This window comes from Phaeobacter sp. CC-HEC084, assembly GCF_059429255.1.
On the sequence record NZ_JCAIJQ010000004.1, the window covers coordinates 420,001 to 439,375 of the forward strand.

Genomic DNA, 19,375 nt, shown 5'->3' on the forward strand with positions numbered 1-19,375 from the left:
CGGCGCAGCGGTGCCACATCAACTGGCAGGGCTCCGGCCAGCGCCGCAACCTGCGACGCCCAGGCCCCGGCAGCATTGATCACAATGGGCGCAGTATATGTGTCATCACCCGCCTGCACCTGCCAATCCTGACCTGCATGGGTCAATGCGCTAACCCGCGCCCCGGTCACGATCTGGCCGCCCCGCCGTTTCAACAGGCTGGCATAGCCCGCCAGCATCCGGTCGACGTCGATATCCTGCGCATCCCATTCGATCAGCGCACCCGCAATCCGTTCGAGGCGCAGGATGGGAACCAGTTCAACCGCTTGCTCTGGTGACAACCGCTCCAGCCCGACAGCGCCTGCCGCATAAGCCTCAAGCGCGGGCAGTTCGCTTTCGTCGGCCACCAGCATCTCGCCGCGCGGTGACAGAAGTGAGCGATCCGAAATACCTTCCGGCGCTTCCAGCACCGGCGCCGAGGCCGCGTTGAGGGCACGCAGCGTGTCATTGCCGTAGTTGCGGATGAAGATGGCCGCCGACCGGCCGGTGGCGTGATAGCCGGTCTGCGGCTCTGCCTCCAGAACCAGCACCGACATATCGCGGGCCAGTTCAGCAGCTGCCGAAATCCCGGCGATCCCGCCGCCGATCACGATGACATCAAAGTTCGCGCTCACGCTTCCTCCTGAAACCCGGTGAGGGTTCGTGTCAGGTTTTCGCCAAGCGAGTCGGAGAGGTAGCCTCCCTCCTGCACAAAGAGAACCGGCAGGCCGGTGGCCGCAATCGCCGCGCCGATGCGGGCAAAGCCCTCTTTGGTCACCGCCAGCCCCTCGAAGGGATCGTCAATCGAGGCATCCAGCCCCAGCGCCACGACCAGCACATCGGTGCCAAAGCTTTTCACACGCTGAAGGGCGGTGGCCAGGGTTTTCAGGTAATCCTCGTCCCCGGTGCCGCGCGACAGGGGCAGGTTTAGGTTATAACCCAGCCCCTGACCTTCACCGCGTTCCTGTGCATGGCCCCAGAAGAACGGGTAGAACCGCGCCGGATCCGCATGGATCGAGACAGTCAGCACATCGTCACGACGGTAGAAGATACCCTGGGTGCCGTTGCCGTGGTGCACGTCCACATCCAAGATGGCCGGGCGCAGGCCAGCGGCGCGCAGCCGCTCTGCCGCGATGCCGGAATTGTTGAGAAAGCAAAAGCCCCCCGCCAGATCGCCAAAGGCATGGTGCCCCGGCGGGCGCGACAGCACATATGCCGAGCGTTCGCCGCCCAGGATCAGATCGGCGCCGGTCACAGCCGATTGTGCCGACCAATAGGCCGCCTCCCAGGTGCCCTCGGCAATCGGGCAGGCGGTATCGGCTTGGTGGAACCCTGCCTGCCCCACAGCGGATTTGGGATACCCGTCGGTCCGGGCTGCAGGGTGGATGTTGGGAATGACCTCTTCACCGGCTCCGGGAATACGCTGCCAGCGGGTATAGATGTTCTCCAGAAAGGTCAGGTACTCCGCCGAATGCAGCGCTGCAATCGGGCCAAGACCGGCATCCTGAGGCGCCTGAAAGCTGCACCCGGCTGCCACTGCGCCTGCATGCAGAACCTCGATCCGCTTCGGTTGTTCCGGATTGGGCAGAATGGCGCCGTTCGCCATGAAATGCTTTGGATCGTGGTTCCACTGGCGTTCGTCAAAAACCGCTTTCATGTCTCTCCTCTCAGGGCCGCGCATCCGGCCTCATCCAGTATCATTTCCGTCTGCGACACGGCGGGTTTGAACCCGAGCCTGTCGTAAAACCTGCGCGCATCCGGGCTGTCGTCATAGACGTTGAGCTTCAGAAACCGTGCATCCCATCTGCTCTGCGCCTCTTGCAGCACCGCTGCCAGCAAGCGCTGACCCAGCCTTTGCCCGCGCACATCCGCCGCAACCCAAAGGTCGGCCACATAGACCCCGGCCGCTCCGCGCACGGTGGAAAACACCGGCGAGAACAGGCTGGCGCCGACCGTGCGCGCCGCCACAGGCGGGCCTGCCTCGGCCAGTAGCGCGCCAAAGGCGGGATCGGCGCCAAATCCTGCGCGCAGCAGATCCGCTGCGCTGGCACCATGACGGTCGCCCAGATCTTCCGACAGCTGCGTCAGCGCCCAATGCAACGCGGGCACATCCTGCGCCTCTGCCGGGCGAAACCGGATCTCCATCAGATTGCGGTCCGGTCGGCGCCCTTCAGGGCCAGCATCTGGCGTGCCTCGTCGGGGCTGGCGACCTCGCGGCCCAGGTCCTCGACGATGCGGCGGATCTTGGTCACCTGCTCGGCATTGGTCTTGGCCAGCTGCCCACGGGAAATCATCAGGCTGTCTTCCAGCCCGACCCGCACGTGGCCGCCCATGGCTGCCCCCATAGTGATCAACGGCATCTGGTGCCGCCCCGCCGCCAGAACCGAGAACATGTAGCTGTCGCCAAACAGCTTGTCGGCGATCAGTTTCATATGGGTGAGGTTCTCCGGATCCGGCCCGATACCGCCCAGAACACCGAATACGAACTGAATGAACAGCGGCGCCTTCACGAGGCCCCGGTCCACGAAATGTTTCAGCATATAAAGATGGCTGACGTCATAGCATTCGAACTCGAACCGAGCGCCGCGCTCTTGGCCGATCTCGGTCAGGATCCGCGCTATGTCGCGCGGTGTGTTCTTGAACACCAGATCATCCGAGTTTTCCAGGAACGGCTTCTCCCAGTCGTGCTTCCATTCGGTGATCCGCTCGGCCGCCGGGTAAAGGGCGAAGTTCATCGTGCCCATGTTGAGGCTGCACATCTCCGGCTCGGCCATTTTCGGCGCCGCCAGCCGGTCCTCCAGCGTCATCACGGCGCTGCCCCCGGTCGAGATATTCAGCACCGCGTCGCTGGCCTGCTTGATGCGGGGTAGAAACGCCTTGAAATGTTCGCTGCTGGCCGAGGGCTGACCGGTTTCGGGATCGCGCGCGTGCAGGTGCAGAACAGCTGCGCCTGCCTCGGCCGCGCCCAGCGCGTGCTCGGTGATCTCATCCGCCGTCACCGGCAGATAGGGCGACATCGACGGTGTATGGATCGAACCAGTGATGGCGCAGGTGATCAGGATCTTGGACATGTCTCAGCCGGCTTTCAGTGCAGGGTGTATTTCATCAGTGAACTGGCTGAGCGAGGCATCAAGGCCCTCGATGATCTCATCCAGATGGGTGTCATTCACGATCAGCGGCGGACAGACGAGGATATGGTCGCCCTCCACCCCGTCCCGGGTGCGGCGGGAATAGACGATCAGCCCCTTGTCATAGGCAATATCGACGAACCGCTGATAGGCGTTCAGCCCCTTGGGCAGCGGCGCCTTGGTGTCGCGGTCCGACATAAATTCAAAGGCCGTGAGCAGACCCTTGCCGCGCACATCGCCGATGATTTCGTGCTTCTGCATCAGCCCATGCAGACGTGCGATCAGCTTGTCGCCCATTTCGGTGGCATTCCGGCACAGATCCTGCGCTTCGATTTCGTCCACCACGGCCAGACCGGCAGCGCAGGCCAGCGGATTGCCGGCATAGGTAAACCCATGGGCAAAGCCGCCCGCATCCAGCACCGGGTCGACCAGACGTTCATCGGCGATCATTGCGCCCAGCGGCACATAGCCCGAGCCGATGCCCTTGGACATCACCACGATATCAGGTTGTGCATTCCAGTGCTCACAGCCAAGGAAGGTCCCCGTGCGCCCGGCGCCGGTCATGACTTCATCCATGATCAGCAGCACGCCATAGCGATCACAGATCTCACGGATCCGCTCCATATATCCGAGCGGCGGCACCAGCGCGCCAGTGGAGGCGCCGCCGACCGGTTCCAGAATAAAGGCAAGAACGCTGTCCGCCCCTTCGGCGAGGATCTTTGCCTCCAGCATATCGGCGTAATGCAAACCGGTTTCGCGGTCGTTCGGGTCGAGACCATCCAGATAGGCGCGCGGCGCGGGCACCTTTGGCATTTCGCGCATCATCGGCGCAAAAGGCTGCGACAGGGTGGTATAGCCGGTGACGGCCAGCGCCCCCAGGGTGCAGCCATGATACGACGGGCTGCGCGAGATCACTTTCCAGCGGCTGTCCTGCCCGGTGGCCAGAGCGTATTGGCGGGCCATCTTCATCCCGCTTTCCACCGCTTCCGAACCGCCAGACACGAAGAACACCTTATTCAGACCCTTGGGCATGCGCCCGGCTAGACGTGCAGCCAGTTGTTCAGAGGCTTCGGTTTCGAAATGCAACCGATAGCCGAAGGTGGATTTCTCCATCTGCCGCTGCATCGCGGCCAGCACGTTTTCATTGGAATGCCCGATGTTGCAGACCATCGCCCCGGATGAGCCATCCAGATAGCGCCTGCCATCCTTGTCCCACATATAGACCCCACGGGCCTGTTCCAGCACCGGTTTGCGGCCTCGGCCCTGATAGAAAAGATTGCTCATGCTGTGATCCTGCTCGCGAACGTATCTTGCGTAATACCGTCAGGCGCCAGCCAGCGCCGCGCAATCCTGCGGGCGGAATGCGGCGATGACAGATTGCCCTTCGGCAAAGGGGCGGCCGTCGATCATGTTGATCGCCTGTAGCTGGGTGTCCCCAACGCGCAGGAAATACCGGACGGTCTGCCCCTGATAATCGACGGTCTCGACCACGGCCTCGGCGGTGACGAGACCAGAGGTATCGCTGCCCGGCGCCATCAGCACCAGTTTCTCTGCGCGCAGGACCAGCTTTGCTGCGGCGCCTTCACTGGCGGCGGCAGCCTTGTCCGCGGGCACGGGAACCTTGCCGAACAGCGGCACGTCCAGCAGCGCGGCCTTGGCGTCGCGGGACACACAGGTGCCAGCCAGAATATTGGAGGCGCCAAGGAAATTGGCGACGAATTCGCTGGCGGGGGTATTATAGACTTCTTCGGGGGTGCCGACCTGCTCGATGCGGCCGGCGCTCATCACAACGATCTTGTCCGACATGGCCAGCGCTTCGGACTGGTCATGGGTCACAAAGACGGTGGTGACACCGATCTGGGCCTGAATGCGCTTCAGCTCGACCCGCATGTCTTCGCGCAGGTTGGCATCCAGCGCAGACAGGGGTTCATCCAGCAGCAGCACTTCGGGTTCGATGACGATGGCACGGGCCAGCGCGATCCGCTGCTGCTGCCCGCCCGACAGTTCCTTGGGATAGCGGCTGCCCACGTCCGGCAGCTGCACCAGATCCAGCGCCTCCTGCACCCGGCGGGCCACATCGGATTTGGGGACATCACGGTATTTCAGGCCAAAGGCGATGTTTTCGGCCACGGTCTTGTGCGGGAACAGGGCGTAGTTCTGGAACACGATCCCCAGGTTGCGCTTGTGTATCGGTACATCGTTGACGCGCTTGCCACCGATCAGGATTTCGCCCTCGCTCGGATCCAGCAGGCCCGCGATCATCCGCAGGTTCGTGGTCTTGCCGCAGCCCGACGGCCCCAGCAGCGTCACAAAAGCGCCTTCGGGGATTTCAAGATTGGCCTGATGCACGGCCGTGAAGGTGCCAAAACGTTTGACGATGTTGTTCAGGGTGACGGAACTCACGGGGTGCTCTCCGGATGGAAGGTTCAAAGGTGCCCCCTCCCCGTTCGGGGAGAGGGCAGGAGGGATCAGTAGCCCTTCTGGACGCGACCGAAGGTTTTCGACCAGTCGGCTTCGTGACCGTTCCAGAAGTCCGGATCGGCAAAGGTCAGACCATCCAGCGTGCCGGTGGGGTCAAAGGCCGGCAGGGTCGGGATCTTGTCACCAAGATCGACCTTGGTCGGATCCAGCGCGGTCGGGTAGTTCTGGCCTTCGGCCACCGCGATCGAGGTTTCCGGCGCCAGCATGAAGTTCAGCAGTTCTTCGCAGGCTTCCATCGGCGAGCCTTTCATCACGAAGAGGCATTCCTGCCAACCGAATCCGTTGGGCGGATCCATGTAACCGATGTCATGGCCCTGCTCCTGCAGCGCAAAGATGCGTCCGGACCAGGCTTCGGTGACGTAGATCTCTTCTTCGGCCAGAAGGCTCATCAGTTCGGCGCCCGAACCCCAGTATTTCAGGCTGAGGTCGCGGTGGGTGCGGACCGCATCCCATGCTGCCTCTTCATCCGAAATCTCGTTCGGGTTCTGGCCGGTCTGCAGCGCCGCGTACCACATGCGGGTGCGCCAATCGCTCCAGCCTGCGATCTTGCCCTTGTAGGCTTCCTCGATCAGAATCTTGGCGCCTTTTTCCTTCATCTCGTCGTCCGAGATATGCTTGCGGTTATAGGCCAGACCGGTGGTGCCGTAGTCATAAGGCACGCAGGACAGTTTGCCGCCCGACACGCCGCGGAACACATCGACCAGTTTCGGGATCACGTATTCGAGGTTGGGGATGTTGGCCTCATTGAGCTCCGAGCTGAGACCCAGCGCGTGATAGCGTGCATAGTCGAAGACGCCCGACAGGTGCGCGATGTTATATTCGCCCGGCTGGCTGGCCTTGACGCGCGACAGGTATTCGTCGCCACCGCCGAATGTGCCGTCAACAACCTTGATGCCAGTCTTGCCGGTGTAGGGATCAAAGGCGTGCTTGCGGAAGGCTTCGCTGACAACGCCGCCCCAGCCGTCGAACCGGACCTGCTCGGTGGTTGCCGCGTGCGCGTATTTGGCAAAGGGCGTGGACACGCCATAGGCCAGACCCGCCGCGCCGATCAGCCCCAGAAAGCTGCGGCGATCCAGATCACCGTTCATATAGCGCTCACGGGCGCGCTCATACCGGGTGGTATTGTCCATTTTCTTGGTCATTTCAGTCTCCATGTTGGTCTGTATTTTGTTGGTCTTATTTGGGGAGGGCGCGGTTCTTACGTGCCGCTTTTGCGGGCCATGGCCCGGGCGATGGCTGCACCGAGGAGCGGCAGGCCAACGGTCATCACGATCATCACGGTGCCCAGCGCGTTGATCTCCGGGCTGATCGAGTTTCTCAGCATGGCGAAGATCTGCGTCGGCACGGTTTCCACGCCGCCGGGCTTCCAGAACAGTGTGCCGGTGATGTCGTCGAAACTGATGGTAAAGGCGAAGAGCCCCCCGGCCAGAACAGCGGGCAGCATCAGGGGCAGCGTGATCTGAAAGAAGGTCTGCACCGGCGAGGCGCCAAGGCTCATCGCGGCCTCTTCGACGTCGCGCTTGATCGACACTAGCCGCGCCTGCACCACGAGGATCACAAAGGGCAGCGTGAAGATCACGTGACCTGCCAGCAGGAGGCCAAAGCTTTTGTTGATGCCAAGGAAGTTCAGGAACAGCAGCAGCGCCACCGCCAGCACCACCTCGGGCACCAGGATCGGCGCGATCAGAAGGGTCGAGATCGCATTGGCCCCCGGCACCCGGTAGCGCACCAGCGCAAGACTGGCCAGAACGCCGAGCGTTGTCGAAATCAGTGCGGTCAGCAGACCGAGGATGATCGAGGTACGAAAGGCGCGCAGGATCGCATCGTTCCCTGCCAGTTCCACGAACCAACGGAAGGAAAATCCGGTCATCGGGAAATTGCCAAACTGGCTGGCGTTAAAGCTGAGCAGCACAACCACGGCCACTGGCAGGAACATGAAGATATAGACGAGGACAGCCCAGCCCCGGATCAGGCTCCAGCCCATGTTGAAACGACCTTCCATCAGCCCAGCCCCTTCATCAGCTGGGCCATGCCCAGGTAGCGGTTATAGATCATCACCAGCGCCCCAAGCACCGCCAGAAGCATCAGCGACAGGGCCGAGCCAAGAGGCCAGTTCAGCTGGGTAATGATGGCTTCGAACACGAGGTTGGCGAACATGGCATCGCGCGGCCCGCCCAGAACCAGCGGGGTGATATATGTGCCCGCGCCCAGCACGAAGCAAAGCAGACCACCGGCAGCCAAACCCGGCAGCGATAGCGGCAGGGTGACTTGCAGGAACGCCTGCCAGCGGGTCGCGCCCAGAGAATTGGCGGCGTTTTCAAGATTTGTATCGATGCCGTCGAGGCTGACGAAGATATTGAGAATCATGAAGGGCAGCAGGAAGTGCACCAGACCCAGAATGACCGTCACCTCGTTATAGAGCATCTGAATCGGCTCATCGATGATGCCCAGCGCCAGCAGCGCCGAGTTGAAGGCGCCGGATACACCCAGAATGTTGATCCAGCTCATCGTGCGGATGATGTAGCTGATCCAAAAGGGCAGCATCAAAAGCAGCAAGAGCACCGCCTTATTGCCCTGCGAACGGGCAATAAAATAGGCCGAAGGGTAACCCATCAGGGCGCAGGCCACGGTGGTGATCGCCGCGATGCGCAGGGTACTGATCAGAATATCCCGGTAGAAAGGATCGCTCAGCGCCTCTTGCCAGTTATCAAGGTAGAAACCCGCCACATCGGCGCCGGTAGCGGTGCGCAGCCAGAAACTGTAGACCAGAATAAACAGCAGCGGGACGAACAGTAACAGCGTCACCGCAGACAGGGCGGGGAACAGCAGAATCCAAGGCTGACGCGCCTCTCGTTTTTCGACGGACATGGTCTTTCCCTGTTAACGCCCGCTTAATCCGGGCTTGACGGAAGCATGCAAAACCTGATCACCATAGATCAAATAGATAATCAAAATTGTGAATATAGATGGAATCTATGGAAAACGACGGGCGCTTTGCCCCCGAGCGTATTGCCCGCGAGTTGGACTGGAACCTGCTGCGTACCTTCGTGGTACTGGCAGAAAGCCACTCGATCACCGAGGCGGCACAACAACTGCGGCTGAAACAGCCTTCGGTTTCTGCCGCGCTGAAGAAGCTGGAGGACCGCATCGGGCGCAAGCTGATCGACCGCTCGCCCGGGCATTACCAGCTGACCGATGCCGGGCGGCTGCTCTATCGCGAGGCATTGGACATCAACGGCTCCATCCTGCGGTTGTCCACCCTGATGCGGGAGCTGACGGATGAGGTGCAGGGCCACGTCAAGATCGTCATGGCCAGCCACGTTGTCTGCCCGCTGTTTGACGAGGTACTGGCCGATTTCCACCTCGCACACCCCAAAGCCACCCTGTCGATCGACGTACGCACCAGCGCCGCCGCCATCGCCGAGGTGGCTGCAAAACGGGCCTCCTTTGCACTGTGCCTGGTGCGGGATCACAACCCAAAGCTGGAGTACCGGCGTCTGTACCGGGAATTCTTTGGTCTGTTCTGCGGCCCGCGCCATCCGCTGTTCGGGCGCAAGGATCTGAAATTGTCGGATCTGGCCGGGCACAGTTCGGTCAGCTTTGAAACCGACCGGCTGCACGATGTGCTGAAACCGGTGACAGTAATGCGGGCGCAGGCCGAACTGGGCGACAAGGTCACAGGCCTGTCCAGTCACCTTGAGGAAGTTCACCGCATGATCGTGGCCGGTGTTGGTATCGGCCCCCTGCCCGTCCACGTGGCGGCGCGGGATGTCCGGGATGGGCAGCTCTGGCAGGTCCCGCCATATGATGATCTTCCCGCCATCGACGTGCATGTGGTCTGGAACCGCCACGCCGCAAAAAACCGGGCCGAGGAATTGTTGATCGACGGCTTGCTGGAAGCGATTGCAGCCACCCCGATCGAGCAGCGCACCTATCGCTGAAGCAGTACTGACCTTGAAACCCGCTTACAGGGACAAGCGCCACGCGCCCTTGTCGTCCTTGCAGAACTTGCGCTTTGGCTGCAAAGCCTTCTCCCTACCCTTCATGTGCGCTTCGTGCTGCAACATGATGCAGTTGGCATTTCTGTTGATGATCGTCACCGTACCATGAGCCTCGGTTTCGGGATTGCTCCACGCCTCGACCGTGCCGGTCTTTGGCTGGCTGACGCTGTAGAGGACAGCCTCAGCCTGGATCATCATCTCCATATCCAAAGGCGACAGGCCCGATTCCGCAAGAATACGGCTCAGCGGCTTGCCGATGGAGGGGACGGCAGCCAGAACCGCAATGCTGGCGATGGCGATAACTCTGACAAACCTGTTCATACGTTCGGACCTCGCTAAAAGACTTTTTGATCTAGGCGCACCCGAAAGGCGCTGAATATCAATACACTGCGGTATCCTCAGGCGCATGTCCATCCCATCCACCGGATGGCTGACAGCAATTGTCGCCGTCAGGAAAACTTGCGGAACAGCCGCGTCATATCGAACAGTTCATCCAGCCGTTCATAGCGCTCGCGGGTTTCATCCCAGCCTTCTTCCTGGGTGGCAGCGATCATCGCCTCCAGCAGCATCATGGTGGAGATGTTCGAATCCCATGCCGACGGGATTTCAACCCAGCAATTGAAGGTATAATGGGCAACCGAGGTGATCGGGCTGGCCCATTGGTCCGTGATCAGGATGATTTTCACCCCACGTTCGGCCGCCAGTTCCGCAAGACGCTGCAGGTTGGTTTCATAACGCCGCACGTCGAACATCAGCAAGGTGTCGCCCTCGACCATGTCCAGCACGTAATGGGGCCAGGTAGCCGAAGACGAGGTCATATGCGTCACGTGCTGACGGATCGCCTGAAAGTGGGTGAAGGCGTAATCGGCCAGCGCCCGCGTGATCCGCCCGCCCACCACATAGAGCCGCCCTTCGGTATCCGCCAGCTGGTGCACCGCGCGGTCGAATTGTTCGTAGTCGAGGTTTGAAAAGGTCTGCCCGAGGTTGTCCGTCACAGCTTGTGCAAATCTGTTCAGAAGATGCCCCTCGGGCGCCTCGGACGCCCAGTTCGCGCGTCGCTGCGTCGGGCCGGACACCTGCGCCTCCAGCTCTTTCAGCAGCGCCTGATGGAACTGCGGGTAGCCCTTGAACCCGAGTTTTTGGACCATCCGCGCCACCGTCGGGGTCGAGACCTCGGCATTCGACGCGACAATGGTGATCGAGGCCAACCCCGCCGCAGGATAGTTTTCGAGCAGAGCATTGGCGAACTTGCGCTCGGACTGGGTCAGCGTCGAATAGTGTTCGCGGATCAGCTCTCGCACACTGGCGGCGGGTTTGGACAAGGGGGCACACCTCTATTTCGGTCGATCAAAAAACGGGCATTCGCCGCATCCTACATCGTGCGGAAAACGACCGCAGAAAAAACTGCCTGAAACGATATTGACAGAAAATGCCCTACGTGAAAACATTTTTCCAAAATCGGGGAGTACTGAATGTCACCGGGCGATTCCAACGCTCTGAGCGAGGCTACCGAAGTCTTCAACGCCGACGGCGCGGGGGAGGTGGTGATCCTGTGCGAGCACGCCAGCCACCACATTCCTGCGCGCTACAACGGGCTTGGCCTCGCTGAAGCCGACCACACCAGCCATGCTGCCTGGGACCCCGGCGCCCGGGCGGTGTCGCTCGCCCTGTCCGACGCTCTTGATGCGCCGCTGGTGGCCAGCCGGGTGTCGCGGCTTGTCTACGACTGCAACCGTCCGCCCGAAGCCGCCTCAGCCATGCCGGAAAAGTCTGAAGTGATCACGGTGCCGGGCAACTGTGACCTGACGCCCGAACAACGCGCCGAGCGTGTTGACACGGTCTATACCCCGTTCTGTCAGGCGGTCAGCAACGTGCTGGCAGCGCGCAAGGCCAAAGACCTGCCGACGGTTCTGGTCACCATGCACAGTTTCACACCGGTCTATTTCGGCGAACACCGCGCCGTTGAAATCGGCATTCTGCACGACAGCGACACCCGTCTGGCCGATGCCATGCTGGCCGAGGCCCCTCGCCTGCCGCAGCGTAGGATCGCCCGCAACGATCCCTACGGCCCAGAGGATGGCGTCACCCATTCCCTGCGCCTGCACGGTCTGGAAAACGGGCTCGCCAATGTGATGATCGAAGTGCGTAACGATCTGCTACGCACCCCGCAGGATGAGGCCGCCATAGCCGAAGACCTGCTGGTGCTGCTGCGTCCCGCGCTTGCCGCGCTCAAGGCCGGGAGGCAGGCCAATGCCTAGTTTCATTCTGCGATATGTCCGCATGATCGATGCGCTGAACCGATTCATTGGCCGGTTCGCGATGTATCTGATCTTTGCCCTGATCGGGGTCCTGCTGTGGTCCTCGGTCTCCAAGACCTTCTTCAACCCGTCACTCTGGACACTGGAGACCGCACAATTCGTGATGGTCGCCTATTACATCCTTGGCGGGCCCTATTCGATCCAGATGGGATCGAACGTGCGGATGGACCTGTTCTATGGCGGCTGGAGCACCAGAACCAAAGCCTGGGTCGATGCCTTCACCGTTCTGTTCCTGATGGTCTACCTCGGGATTCTGCTTTACGGCGCGGTCAGTTCCACCGCCTACAGCCTTGGTTATTTCGGGATGGAGCCATTTTCCTTCTTTGGTGACCTCATCTGGACGCTGGTGAGCGAAGGGCCGACCGCGGCTGGTGAAAAACTCGGCTATCTCGAACGCAGTTCCACCGCCTGGCGACCCTTCCTGTGGCCCGTCAAATTCACCCTCTGCTTCGGTGTCTTTTTGATGCTGCTGCAATGCCTTGCCGAATTGTTCCGGGATATCGGACGCCTGCGCGGAGTGGACCTCTGATGCCCTATGAAATGATCGCCCTTGTGATGTTTGCCGGCATGATGCTGATGCTGATGACCGGCCAGCGCGTCTTTGGCGCCATCGGTTTTGTCGGCGCGGTTGCCGGTCTGCTTCTCTGGGGTACCGGCGGTGTCGAGATCCCGTTTTCCGCCGCGATGAAGCTGATGAAGTGGTATCCACTGCTGACGCTGCCGATGTTCATCTTCATGGGCTACGTGCTGTCGGAATCGAAGATCGCCGACGATCTGTACCGCATGTTCCACGTCTGGATGGGACCGGTAAAAGGCGGCCTGGCCATCGGCACCATCGGGTTGATGGTTCTGGTCTCTGCCATGAACGGCCTGTCGGTCGCCGGCATGGCCATCGGCGCCACCATTGCGCTGCCGGAACTCTTGCGGCGCGGCTATGACAAGATTCTGGTGACGGGCACCATTCAGGCTGGGTCCAGTCTGGGCATTCTGGTGCCGCCTTCGGTCGTACTGGTGCTTTATGCGATGATCGCACGACAGCCGGTGGGTCAGCTGTGGCTGGCCGGCGTGGTGCCGGGCCTACTGATGGCCACCATGTTCATCGCCTACATATATTTCCGCGCCCGGATGCAGCCGGACCTTGGCCCGGCGATGACACCTGAGGATCTGGCCGAATACGACCGCGTCAGTGACCACCCGCTGCGCCTGAACCATATCGTTCTGGCCGCGCTGGTGCTGATCCCACTGGTGGTGAAGCTGGACTTCGTAGCGCCGAAATCGGCCATCGGTCTGGCGCTGGCGGCCGCGGCGCTGTCCTTTGTGACCCGAAAGATCCCGCTGTTCTACACCGACCTGTTCCTGAAAGAGAAATACCGCCTCTTGTTCTCGGGCGTGCTGCCGCTGGCGATCTTTGCCGCGATGATGATCCCCTTCGTCAACGGCTGGACCTCGCTGGTCGAAAGCTCGGCCATCGGTGCCATGACCGCCTTTATCGCTGCGGTGCTGAAGGGGCGCATGAACAAGGAGGTATTTGAGACCTCCGTGCGCTCAACGCTGGGCATTTCCTGCATGTTCATGTGGATCATCCTTGCTGCGCTGGGGTTCGGCGCGATCTTCGACGGTCTGGGCGCCGTGAAGGCGATCGAGGATCTCTTCACCACGCAGCTGGGCCTTTCCCCCTGGATGATCCTGATCCTGATGCAACTCAGCTTTGTCATCATGGGCACTTTCCTGGATGACACAGCGATGCTGGTGATCGTGGCGCCGCTTTATGTGCCGCTGGTCGGGGCGCTCGGCTTTGATCTGATCTGGTACGGGGTGCTTTACACCATCACGACGCAGATCGCCTATATGACACCGCCTTTTGGCTACAACCTGTTCCTGATGCGCGCCATGGCGCCGCCGGAAATCGGGCTGAAGGACATCTATGTCTCTATCATCCCCTTTGTCGCTGTGATGATCGTTGCGCTGTCTCTGGTGATGCTGTTCCCGCAGATCGCCCTGTGGCTGCCCGATCTGGTCTACGGAAAATAACCAAAAAGAGCCCTGTTCGGGGGCCCTATTTCAACAAGGAGAAAACGAGATGACGACAAGACGTAAGTTTTTGACCACCGCCGGTGCAGGCGCAATGGCGGCGCCGCTCGCCACACCGGCACTGGCGCAATCCACCATCAAATGGCGCATGCAGACCTATGCCGGTGCGGCTCTGGCCGAACACGTGGTGAAACCCGCCATCGACATGTTCAACCAGATCGCAGGCGACCGCATGCAGATCGAGCTGTATTTCGCCGATCAGCTGGTGCCCACCGGCGAATTGTTCCGCGCCATGCAGCGCGGCACCATCGACGCGGTGCAATCGGATGATGACTCCATGGCATCGCCCACCGAAGTCACCGTCTTTGGCGGCTACTTCCCCTTCGCGTCGCGTTACTCGCTCGACGTGCCGGTGCTGTTCAACAAATATGGCCTGAACGAAATCTGGGACGAAGAATATTCCAAGGTTGGCGTGAAACACATCTCGGCCGGTGCCTGGGATCCCTGCCACTTTGCCACCAAAGACCCGATCCGCAGCCTTGAAGATCTCAAAGGCAAGCGCGTCTTTACCTTCCCGACCGCCGGTCGCTTCCTTAGCCAGTTCGGCGTGGTGCCGGTCACCCTGCCATGGGAAGACATCGAAGTCGCCATGCAGACCGGCGAACTTGACGGTATCGCATGGTCGGGCATCACCGAAGACTACACTGTTGGCTGGGCCGATGTGACCAACTACTTCCTGACCAACAACATCTCGGGCGCATGGGCTGGCTCCTTCTTTGCCAACCAGGGCCGCTGGAACGAGCTGCCGGAAGACCTGCAGACCCTGTTCCGCGTCTGCTGTGATCAGTCGCACTACTACCGCCAGTGGTGGTACTGGGGCGGCGAAGCAGATCTGCGCGTCAACGGTCCGAAGATGGAACTGACCTCGATCCCCGATGCCGAATGGGCCACCGTTGAAGAAGCGGCCTATAAATTCTGGGATGAGATCGCAGCCGAAAGCCCCACCAAGGCGAAGGTTGTCGAGATCATCAAGAAGTACAATTCGGACATGACCAAGGCCGGCCGCCCCTACCGCTACGGCTGATAGGCCCCGGTCTTTGACCTTTCATCCGGCCCGCCACCTATATGCGGGCCGGATACCCTGAACAGGAATTCGCCCGCAGGGGCCGGACGGAAACGAGTCCGCCCCTGCGGGCCGCAACACACAAAGGGCCCCTCATGCTCTCCTTCGACACGCTTAAATCTCAGGTTGCCGACGGCACTGTTGACACCGTTCTTGTGTGCCTTGTGGACATGCAGGGACGCCTGATGGGCAAACGGTTCCACGCCAAACATTTCGTCGCCAGCGCCTGGGAAGAAACCCATTGCTGCAACTACCTCTTGGCCACCGATCTGGAGATGGCGACGCCCGACGGCTATGCCTCCACCAGCTGGGAAGGCGGCTATGGCGACTATGTGATGAAGCCGGACCTTTCCACCCTGCGCCCGATGCCCTGGCTGGAAGGCACGGTGATGGTGCTTTGCGATGTGCTGGACCACCACACCCACAAGGAAATCCCCCATTCCCCCCGCGCGATCCTGAAAAAGCAGATCCAGCGGCTGGCCGATATGGGCTATGACGCGATGATGGCCACCGAATTGGAGTTCTTCCTGTTCGAGAAAAGCTTTGGCGAGATCGCCAAATCCGGCTTCCGCGATCTGACGCCGATCTCGGCCTATAACGAAGACTACCACATCCTGCAGACCACCAAGGAAGAGCACGTGATGCGCCCGCTGCGCAATCACCTGTGGGATGCGGGCATTCCGGTCGAGAACACCAAGGGTGAGGCCGAGGCCGGTCAGGAAGAGCTGAACATCAAATATGATGCCGCGCTCAACACCGCCGATCACCACACCATCGCCAAACACGCGGTCAAGGAAATCGCCTGGCAGCAGGGCCATGCCGCGACTTTCCTGCCGAAATGGCACCAGGACAAGGTCGGTTCCTCCTCCCACGTGCACCAGTCCCTGTGGAAGGATGGCAAACCCGCCTTCTATGACGAAAACGATGAACTGGGAATGAGCCAGCTGATGAAACACTACATGGCCGGGATGCTGAAATACGCGCCCGATTACATGTATTTCCTGGCCCCCTACATCAACAGCTACAAACGCTTCATGAAGGGCACCTTTGCCCCGACCCGGATCATCTGGTCGGTGGACAACCGCACCGCAGGCTTCCGCCTTTGCGGCGATGGCACCAAGGCAGTGCGCGTCGAATGCCGCGTCGGCGGCTCGGACATCAACCCCTATCTGGCCATGGCCGCGCAGCTGGCTGCAGGCATCGCGGGCATCGAGGAACAGCTGAAACTGGCCCCCGCAGCCAAGGGTGACGTCTATCAGGGCGAGACCGGCATGCTGCCCGGCTCCCTGCGCGACTCCCGCGAGGCGCTGAATGGCTCGACCCTGCTTCGCAAGGCCTTTGGCGACGATGTGGTCGACCACTACGTGCGCGCCGCCGAGGTGGAAATCGAAGACTTTGAACGCGTGGTGACCGACTACGAAATCGCACGCGGATTTGAACGGGCCTGACGCCACGGCGCCTTGCTCCGGACCCCGAAATACTGACACGGCAGGGGAAAGCCCCCTGACAGCAAACACAAGAGGATGGCATGAGCCAGACACTGAAATGTATCTCGCCGATCGACGGATCGGTTTTTGCGGAGCGTGAAACCCTCTCGCGCGAGGACGCCTTTGCCGCCGCCGAGCGCGCCCGCGCCGCGCAGGCCGCCTGGGCCGCCCGCCCCCTGCAGGAGCGGATCGACCTGGTGATGGCCGGTGTCGCCAAGGTCGGCGAGATGAACGACGAGATCGTTCCCGAACTCGCCCATATGATGGGCCGTCCCGTGCGCTTTGGCGGCGAATTCGGCGGCTTCAACGAGCGCGCCTCGCATATGGCGGAGATCGCCAAGGAAGCGCTGGCCGATATCGAAGTGGGCGAAGACGAGACCTTCAAACGCTATATCAAACGCATTCCCCAAGGCGTCGTCTTTGTCGTGGCGCCCTGGAACTACCCCTATATGACCGCGATCAACACCGTGGCCCCGGCCCTGATCGCGGGCAATACCGTGGTGCTGAAACACGCGACGCAAACCCTGCTGGTGGGTGAACGCATGGCAGAAGCCTTCCACGCGGCGGGCGTGCCTGTGGATGTGTTCCAGAACGTGTTCCTGGATCACGACACCACCTCTGAACTGATCGCGGCAAAGGCCTTTGATTTCGTGAACTTCACCGGCTCGGTCGGCGGTGGTCAGGCGATGGAGCGCGCTGCGGCTGGCACCTTTACCGGCGTTGGCACCGAACTTGGCGGCAAGGATCCGGGCTATGTCATGGAAGACGCGGATATCGACGCAGCAGTCGACACGCTGATCGATGGGGCCATGTTCAACTCGGGTCAGTGCTGCTGCGGGATCGAGCGGATCTACGTGCATGAAAGCGTCTATGACGCCTTCCTCGCCAAGGCGCTCGAGATCGTCAAAGGCTACAAACTGGGCAACCCGATGGATCCCGAAACCTCCATCGGCCCGATGGCCAATGTACGGTTCGCCAAGGAAGTGCGCGAGCAGATCGCCGAGGCGCTGGAGATGGGCGCCGTGGCCCAGATCGAAACCTTTGCCGAGGATGACGGCGGCGCCTATCTGACACCGCAGATCCTGACCAATGTCACCCACGACATGCGGGTGATGCGCGACGAAAGCTTTGGCCCGGTCGTGGGCATCATGAAGGTCTCCTCGGACGAGGAAGCCATCAAGCTGATGAACGACAGCGAATTCGGCCTCACGGCATCGCTCTGGACCTCGGATGTGGACCGCGCCCAGCGCATCGGCGATCAGATCGAGACCGGCACCGTCTTCATGAACCGCGCCGACTATCTGGACCCGGGCCTGTGCTGGACCGGCTGCAAGAACACCGGGCGTGGCGGCGGCCTGTCGGTGATCGGCTATCACAACCTGACCCGTCCGAAATCCTATCACCTGAAAAAGGTGACGGGCTGATCATGACAAGCTTGGCTCCCTCCACACCCAAGGGCGGCGACCGCCCGGGTGGGCGCGAATGCGCCCGCCGTGGGGGCGGGCGGGCGCAGCCCGGGCCGCAAGCGCCCCGGGCCATTTATCTCGAAAGGTAGCAACATGTCTCTCGTTGGAAACTGGTCCTATCCGACCGCAATCAAATTCGGCGCTGGCCGGATCAAGGAACTCGCCGAGGCCTGCGCGCAGGCTGGCATCAAGAAACCGCTGCTGGTCACCGACAAGGGACTGGCGGATCTGCCCGTCACCCAAGGCACGCTCGACATCATGGAGGCTGCGGGCCTTGGTCGTGGTATGTTCTCCGAGGTTGATCCCAACCCCAATGAAAAGAACCTTGAAGCAGGCGTTGCCGCCTATAATGCAGGCGGTCATGACGGCGTGATCGCCTTTGGCGGCGGCTCCGGTCTCGACCTTGGCAAGATGGTCGCCTTCATGTGCGGCCAAAGCCGCCCGGTTTGGGATTTCGAGGATATCGGCGACTGGTGGACCCGCGCCGACGCCGACGCCATCGCGCCGATCATCGCGGTGCCCACAACTGCCGGCACCGGTTCCGAAGTGGGGCGCGCCTCGGTGATCACCGACAGCGTCACCCACCAGAAGAAGATCATCTTCCACCCGAAGGTGCTGCCCACCGTGGTGATCTGCGATCCCGAACTGACCGTCGGTATGCCGAAATTCATCACCGCAGGCACCGGGCTTGATGCCTTTGCCCATTGCGTCGAGGCCTTCTCCTCGCCGCATTACCACCCGATGTCCCAGGGTATCGCGCTGGAAGGCATGCGTCTGGTGAAGGATTACCTGCCCCGCGCCTATGCCGACGGCACCGATATCGAAGCGCGCGCGCAGATGATGTCCGCCGCAGCCATGGGCGCCACCGCGTTCCAGAAGGGCCTTGGCGCCATCCACGCCATGAGCCACCCGATCGGCGCGCATTTCAACACCCACCACGGCACCACCAACGCGGTCTGCATGCCTGCGGTTCTGGACTTCAACGCCCCGGTGATTACCGACCGGTTCAACCAGGCGGCGGCCTATCTGGGTATTGAAGGCGGCTTTGACGGCTTCCGCGCCTATGTGCAGGAACTGAACGACAGCCTCGGCATCCCGCGCAAGCTGTCGGATCTGGGTGTCACCGAAGCCTCGATCCCCGAACTGGTCAAGGGCGCGATCATCGACCCGTCTTGCGGCGGCAACCCGATCGAGCTGACCGAAGAAAACCTTACAGAGCTTTTCAAAGCCGCCCTGTAAGGACGCCGTCCATTCGCACGTTCGGCCAAGGCGCCTCCCTGTCTTGCAGGGGGGCGCCTTTCCGTTTCGGGACCCGTGCCAGT

The 19,375-nt window shown here is 61.3% G+C and carries 19 protein-coding genes (1 of these 19 cut by a window edge); 8 read left to right on the plus strand and 11 right to left on the minus strand.

The genetic code is table 11. The features are described from left to right. The 9 genes from AC5SSZ_RS15935 to AC5SSZ_RS15975 all read right to left on the minus strand — a co-directional run. Nucleotides 1–653 carry the 5' portion of an NAD(P)/FAD-dependent oxidoreductase gene (locus AC5SSZ_RS15935; protein ID WP_495438792.1) on the minus strand. It extends 451 nt beyond the left edge of the window, so 653 of the gene's 1,104 nt are visible here — the first part of the coding sequence; its start codon is at nt 651–653; the stop codon falls past the left edge of the window. Then, nucleotides 650–1,675, minus strand: coding sequence for a histone deacetylase family protein (locus AC5SSZ_RS15940; protein WP_065271738.1), 1,026 nt, complete (start codon nt 1,673–1,675; stop codon nt 650–652). The genes AC5SSZ_RS15935 and AC5SSZ_RS15940 overlap by 4 nt, the downstream gene beginning before the upstream one ends. After that, on the minus strand, nt 1,672–2,163 hold the full coding sequence (locus AC5SSZ_RS15945) for a GNAT family N-acetyltransferase (RefSeq protein WP_495438794.1): 492 nt from the start codon (nt 2,161–2,163) through the stop codon (nt 1,672–1,674). The genes AC5SSZ_RS15940 and AC5SSZ_RS15945 overlap by 4 nt, the downstream gene beginning before the upstream one ends. After that, nucleotides 2,163–3,089: a 3,5-dioxohexanoate:acetyl-CoA acetone transferase gene (gene kce / locus AC5SSZ_RS15950; RefSeq protein WP_495438796.1), complete on the minus strand. Its 927-nt coding sequence runs from the start codon at nt 3,087–3,089 to the stop codon at nt 2,163–2,165. The genes AC5SSZ_RS15945 and kce overlap by 1 nt, the downstream gene beginning before the upstream one ends. A 3-nt stretch (nt 3,090–3,092) precedes the next feature. Further along, entirely contained in the window at nt 3,093–4,430 is a 1,338-nt protein-coding gene (locus AC5SSZ_RS15955) for an aminotransferase family protein (RefSeq protein WP_495438799.1), read from the minus strand. Between the two features lie 39 nt (nt 4,431–4,469). Continuing rightward, nucleotides 4,470–5,549 (minus strand): ABC transporter ATP-binding protein, encoded by a 1,080-nt coding sequence (locus tag AC5SSZ_RS15960; protein ID WP_065271742.1) that lies wholly within the window; start codon nt 5,547–5,549, stop codon nt 4,470–4,472. 65 nt (nt 5,550–5,614) lie between these two features. Further along, complete coding sequence (locus AC5SSZ_RS15965; protein ID WP_065273615.1) at nt 5,615–6,757, minus strand: extracellular solute-binding protein; 1,143 nt, start codon at nt 6,755–6,757, stop codon at nt 5,615–5,617. A gap of 68 nt (nt 6,758–6,825) precedes the next feature. After that, entirely contained in the window at nt 6,826–7,611 is a 786-nt protein-coding gene (locus AC5SSZ_RS15970; protein WP_342455910.1) for an ABC transporter permease, read from the minus strand. Nucleotides 7,612–7,628: 17 nt separating this feature from the next. Then, nucleotides 7,629–8,495 carry an ABC transporter permease gene (locus AC5SSZ_RS15975; protein WP_065271743.1) on the minus strand — a complete coding sequence of 289 codons (867 nt, stop codon included), beginning with the start codon at nt 8,493–8,495 and terminating at the stop codon, nt 7,629–7,631. A 98-nt stretch (nt 8,496–8,593) separates the two neighbouring features. On the opposite strand from AC5SSZ_RS15975, the gene AC5SSZ_RS15980 reads away from it, so the two are divergent. Continuing rightward, on the plus strand, nt 8,594–9,568 hold the full coding sequence (locus tag AC5SSZ_RS15980) for a LysR family transcriptional regulator (RefSeq protein ID WP_368948910.1): 975 nt from the start codon (nt 8,594–8,596) through the stop codon (nt 9,566–9,568). A 24-nt stretch (nt 9,569–9,592) separates the two neighbouring features. Here AC5SSZ_RS15980 and AC5SSZ_RS15985 read toward each other — a convergent pair whose 3' ends face one another. Together AC5SSZ_RS15985 and AC5SSZ_RS15990 are read right to left on the minus strand one after the other, a co-directional pair. Further along, on the minus strand, nt 9,593–9,949 hold the full coding sequence (locus AC5SSZ_RS15985) for a hypothetical protein (RefSeq protein ID WP_495438800.1): 357 nt from the start codon (nt 9,947–9,949) through the stop codon (nt 9,593–9,595). A gap of 128 nt (nt 9,950–10,077) precedes the next feature. Beyond that, nucleotides 10,078–10,950, minus strand: a complete 873-nt coding sequence (locus AC5SSZ_RS15990) for a MurR/RpiR family transcriptional regulator (RefSeq protein ID WP_274830968.1) — start codon at nt 10,948–10,950, stop codon at nt 10,078–10,080. Nucleotides 10,951–11,100: 150 nt separating this feature from the next. Here AC5SSZ_RS15990 and AC5SSZ_RS15995 point away from each other — a divergent pair, with 150 nt between their 5' ends. The 7 genes from AC5SSZ_RS15995 to AC5SSZ_RS16025 all read left to right on the plus strand — a co-directional run bounded on the left by AC5SSZ_RS15995 (nt 11,101) and on the right by AC5SSZ_RS16025 (nt 19,292). Then, a complete protein-coding gene (locus tag AC5SSZ_RS15995) occupies nt 11,101–11,886 on the plus strand; it encodes an N-formylglutamate amidohydrolase (RefSeq protein ID WP_495438801.1) in 786 nt (261 codons plus the stop codon). After that, the gene (locus AC5SSZ_RS16000) at nt 11,879–12,475 is read left to right on the plus strand and encodes a TRAP transporter small permease subunit (RefSeq protein WP_274830970.1); all 597 of its coding nucleotides are present in this window, start codon (nt 11,879–11,881) and stop codon (nt 12,473–12,475) included. The genes AC5SSZ_RS15995 and AC5SSZ_RS16000 overlap by 8 nt, the downstream gene beginning before the upstream one ends. Continuing rightward, nucleotides 12,475–13,977, plus strand: a complete 1,503-nt coding sequence (locus AC5SSZ_RS16005) for a TRAP transporter large permease (RefSeq protein WP_065271749.1) — start codon at nt 12,475–12,477, stop codon at nt 13,975–13,977. Before AC5SSZ_RS16000 ends, AC5SSZ_RS16005 begins: the two co-directional genes overlap by 1 nt. Nucleotides 13,978–14,026: 49 nt before the next feature. After that, nucleotides 14,027–15,061, plus strand: coding sequence for a TRAP transporter substrate-binding protein (locus AC5SSZ_RS16010; protein ID WP_065271750.1), 1,035 nt, complete (start codon nt 14,027–14,029; stop codon nt 15,059–15,061). Between the two features lie 134 nt (nt 15,062–15,195). Next, a complete protein-coding gene (locus AC5SSZ_RS16015; protein ID WP_495438803.1) occupies nt 15,196–16,548 on the plus strand; it encodes a glutamine synthetase family protein in 1,353 nt (450 codons plus the stop codon). Nucleotides 16,549–16,628: 80 nt separating this feature from the next. Further along, entirely contained in the window at nt 16,629–18,011 is a 1,383-nt protein-coding gene (locus tag AC5SSZ_RS16020) for an aldehyde dehydrogenase family protein (RefSeq protein WP_495438804.1), read from the plus strand. A gap of 135 nt (nt 18,012–18,146) precedes the next feature. After that, nucleotides 18,147–19,292, plus strand: coding sequence for an iron-containing alcohol dehydrogenase (locus AC5SSZ_RS16025; RefSeq protein ID WP_274838790.1), 1,146 nt, complete (start codon nt 18,147–18,149; stop codon nt 19,290–19,292). Nucleotides 19,293–19,375: the final 83 nt, after the last annotated feature.

Coding starts and splice junctions, on each gene's coding strand:
- AC5SSZ_RS15940 (WP_065271738.1), bottom strand. CDS start 1,675: ATGAAAGCGGTTTTTGACGAACGCCAGTGGAACCACGATCCAAAGCAT.
- AC5SSZ_RS15945 (WP_495438794.1), bottom strand. CDS start 2,163: ATGGAGATCCGGTTTCGCCCGGCAGAGGCGCAGGATGTGCCCGCGTTG.
- kce (WP_495438796.1), bottom strand. CDS start 3,089: ATGTCCAAGATCCTGATCACCTGCGCCATCACTGGTTCGATCCATACA.
- AC5SSZ_RS15955 (WP_495438799.1), bottom strand. CDS start 4,430: ATGAGCAATCTTTTCTATCAGGGCCGAGGCCGCAAACCGGTGCTGGAA.
- AC5SSZ_RS15965 (WP_065273615.1), bottom strand. CDS start 6,757: ATGGACAATACCACCCGGTATGAGCGCGCCCGTGAGCGCTATATGAAC.
- AC5SSZ_RS15970 (WP_342455910.1), bottom strand. CDS start 7,611: ATGGGCTGGAGCCTGATCCGGGGCTGGGCTGTCCTCGTCTATATCTTC.
- AC5SSZ_RS15975 (WP_065271743.1), bottom strand. CDS start 8,495: ATGTCCGTCGAAAAACGAGAGGCGCGTCAGCCTTGGATTCTGCTGTTC.
- AC5SSZ_RS15980 (WP_368948910.1), top strand. CDS start 8,594: ATGGAATCTATGGAAAACGACGGGCGCTTTGCCCCCGAGCGTATTGCC.
- AC5SSZ_RS15985 (WP_495438800.1), bottom strand. CDS start 9,949: ATGAACAGGTTTGTCAGAGTTATCGCCATCGCCAGCATTGCGGTTCTG.
- AC5SSZ_RS15995 (WP_495438801.1), top strand. CDS start 11,101: ATGTCACCGGGCGATTCCAACGCTCTGAGCGAGGCTACCGAAGTCTTC.
- AC5SSZ_RS16000 (WP_274830970.1), top strand. CDS start 11,879: ATGCCTAGTTTCATTCTGCGATATGTCCGCATGATCGATGCGCTGAAC.
- AC5SSZ_RS16005 (WP_065271749.1), top strand. CDS start 12,475: ATGCCCTATGAAATGATCGCCCTTGTGATGTTTGCCGGCATGATGCTG.
- AC5SSZ_RS16010 (WP_065271750.1), top strand. CDS start 14,027: ATGACGACAAGACGTAAGTTTTTGACCACCGCCGGTGCAGGCGCAATG.
- AC5SSZ_RS16015 (WP_495438803.1), top strand. CDS start 15,196: ATGCTCTCCTTCGACACGCTTAAATCTCAGGTTGCCGACGGCACTGTT.
- AC5SSZ_RS16020 (WP_495438804.1), top strand. CDS start 16,629: ATGAGCCAGACACTGAAATGTATCTCGCCGATCGACGGATCGGTTTTT.
- AC5SSZ_RS16025 (WP_274838790.1), top strand. CDS start 18,147: ATGTCTCTCGTTGGAAACTGGTCCTATCCGACCGCAATCAAATTCGGC.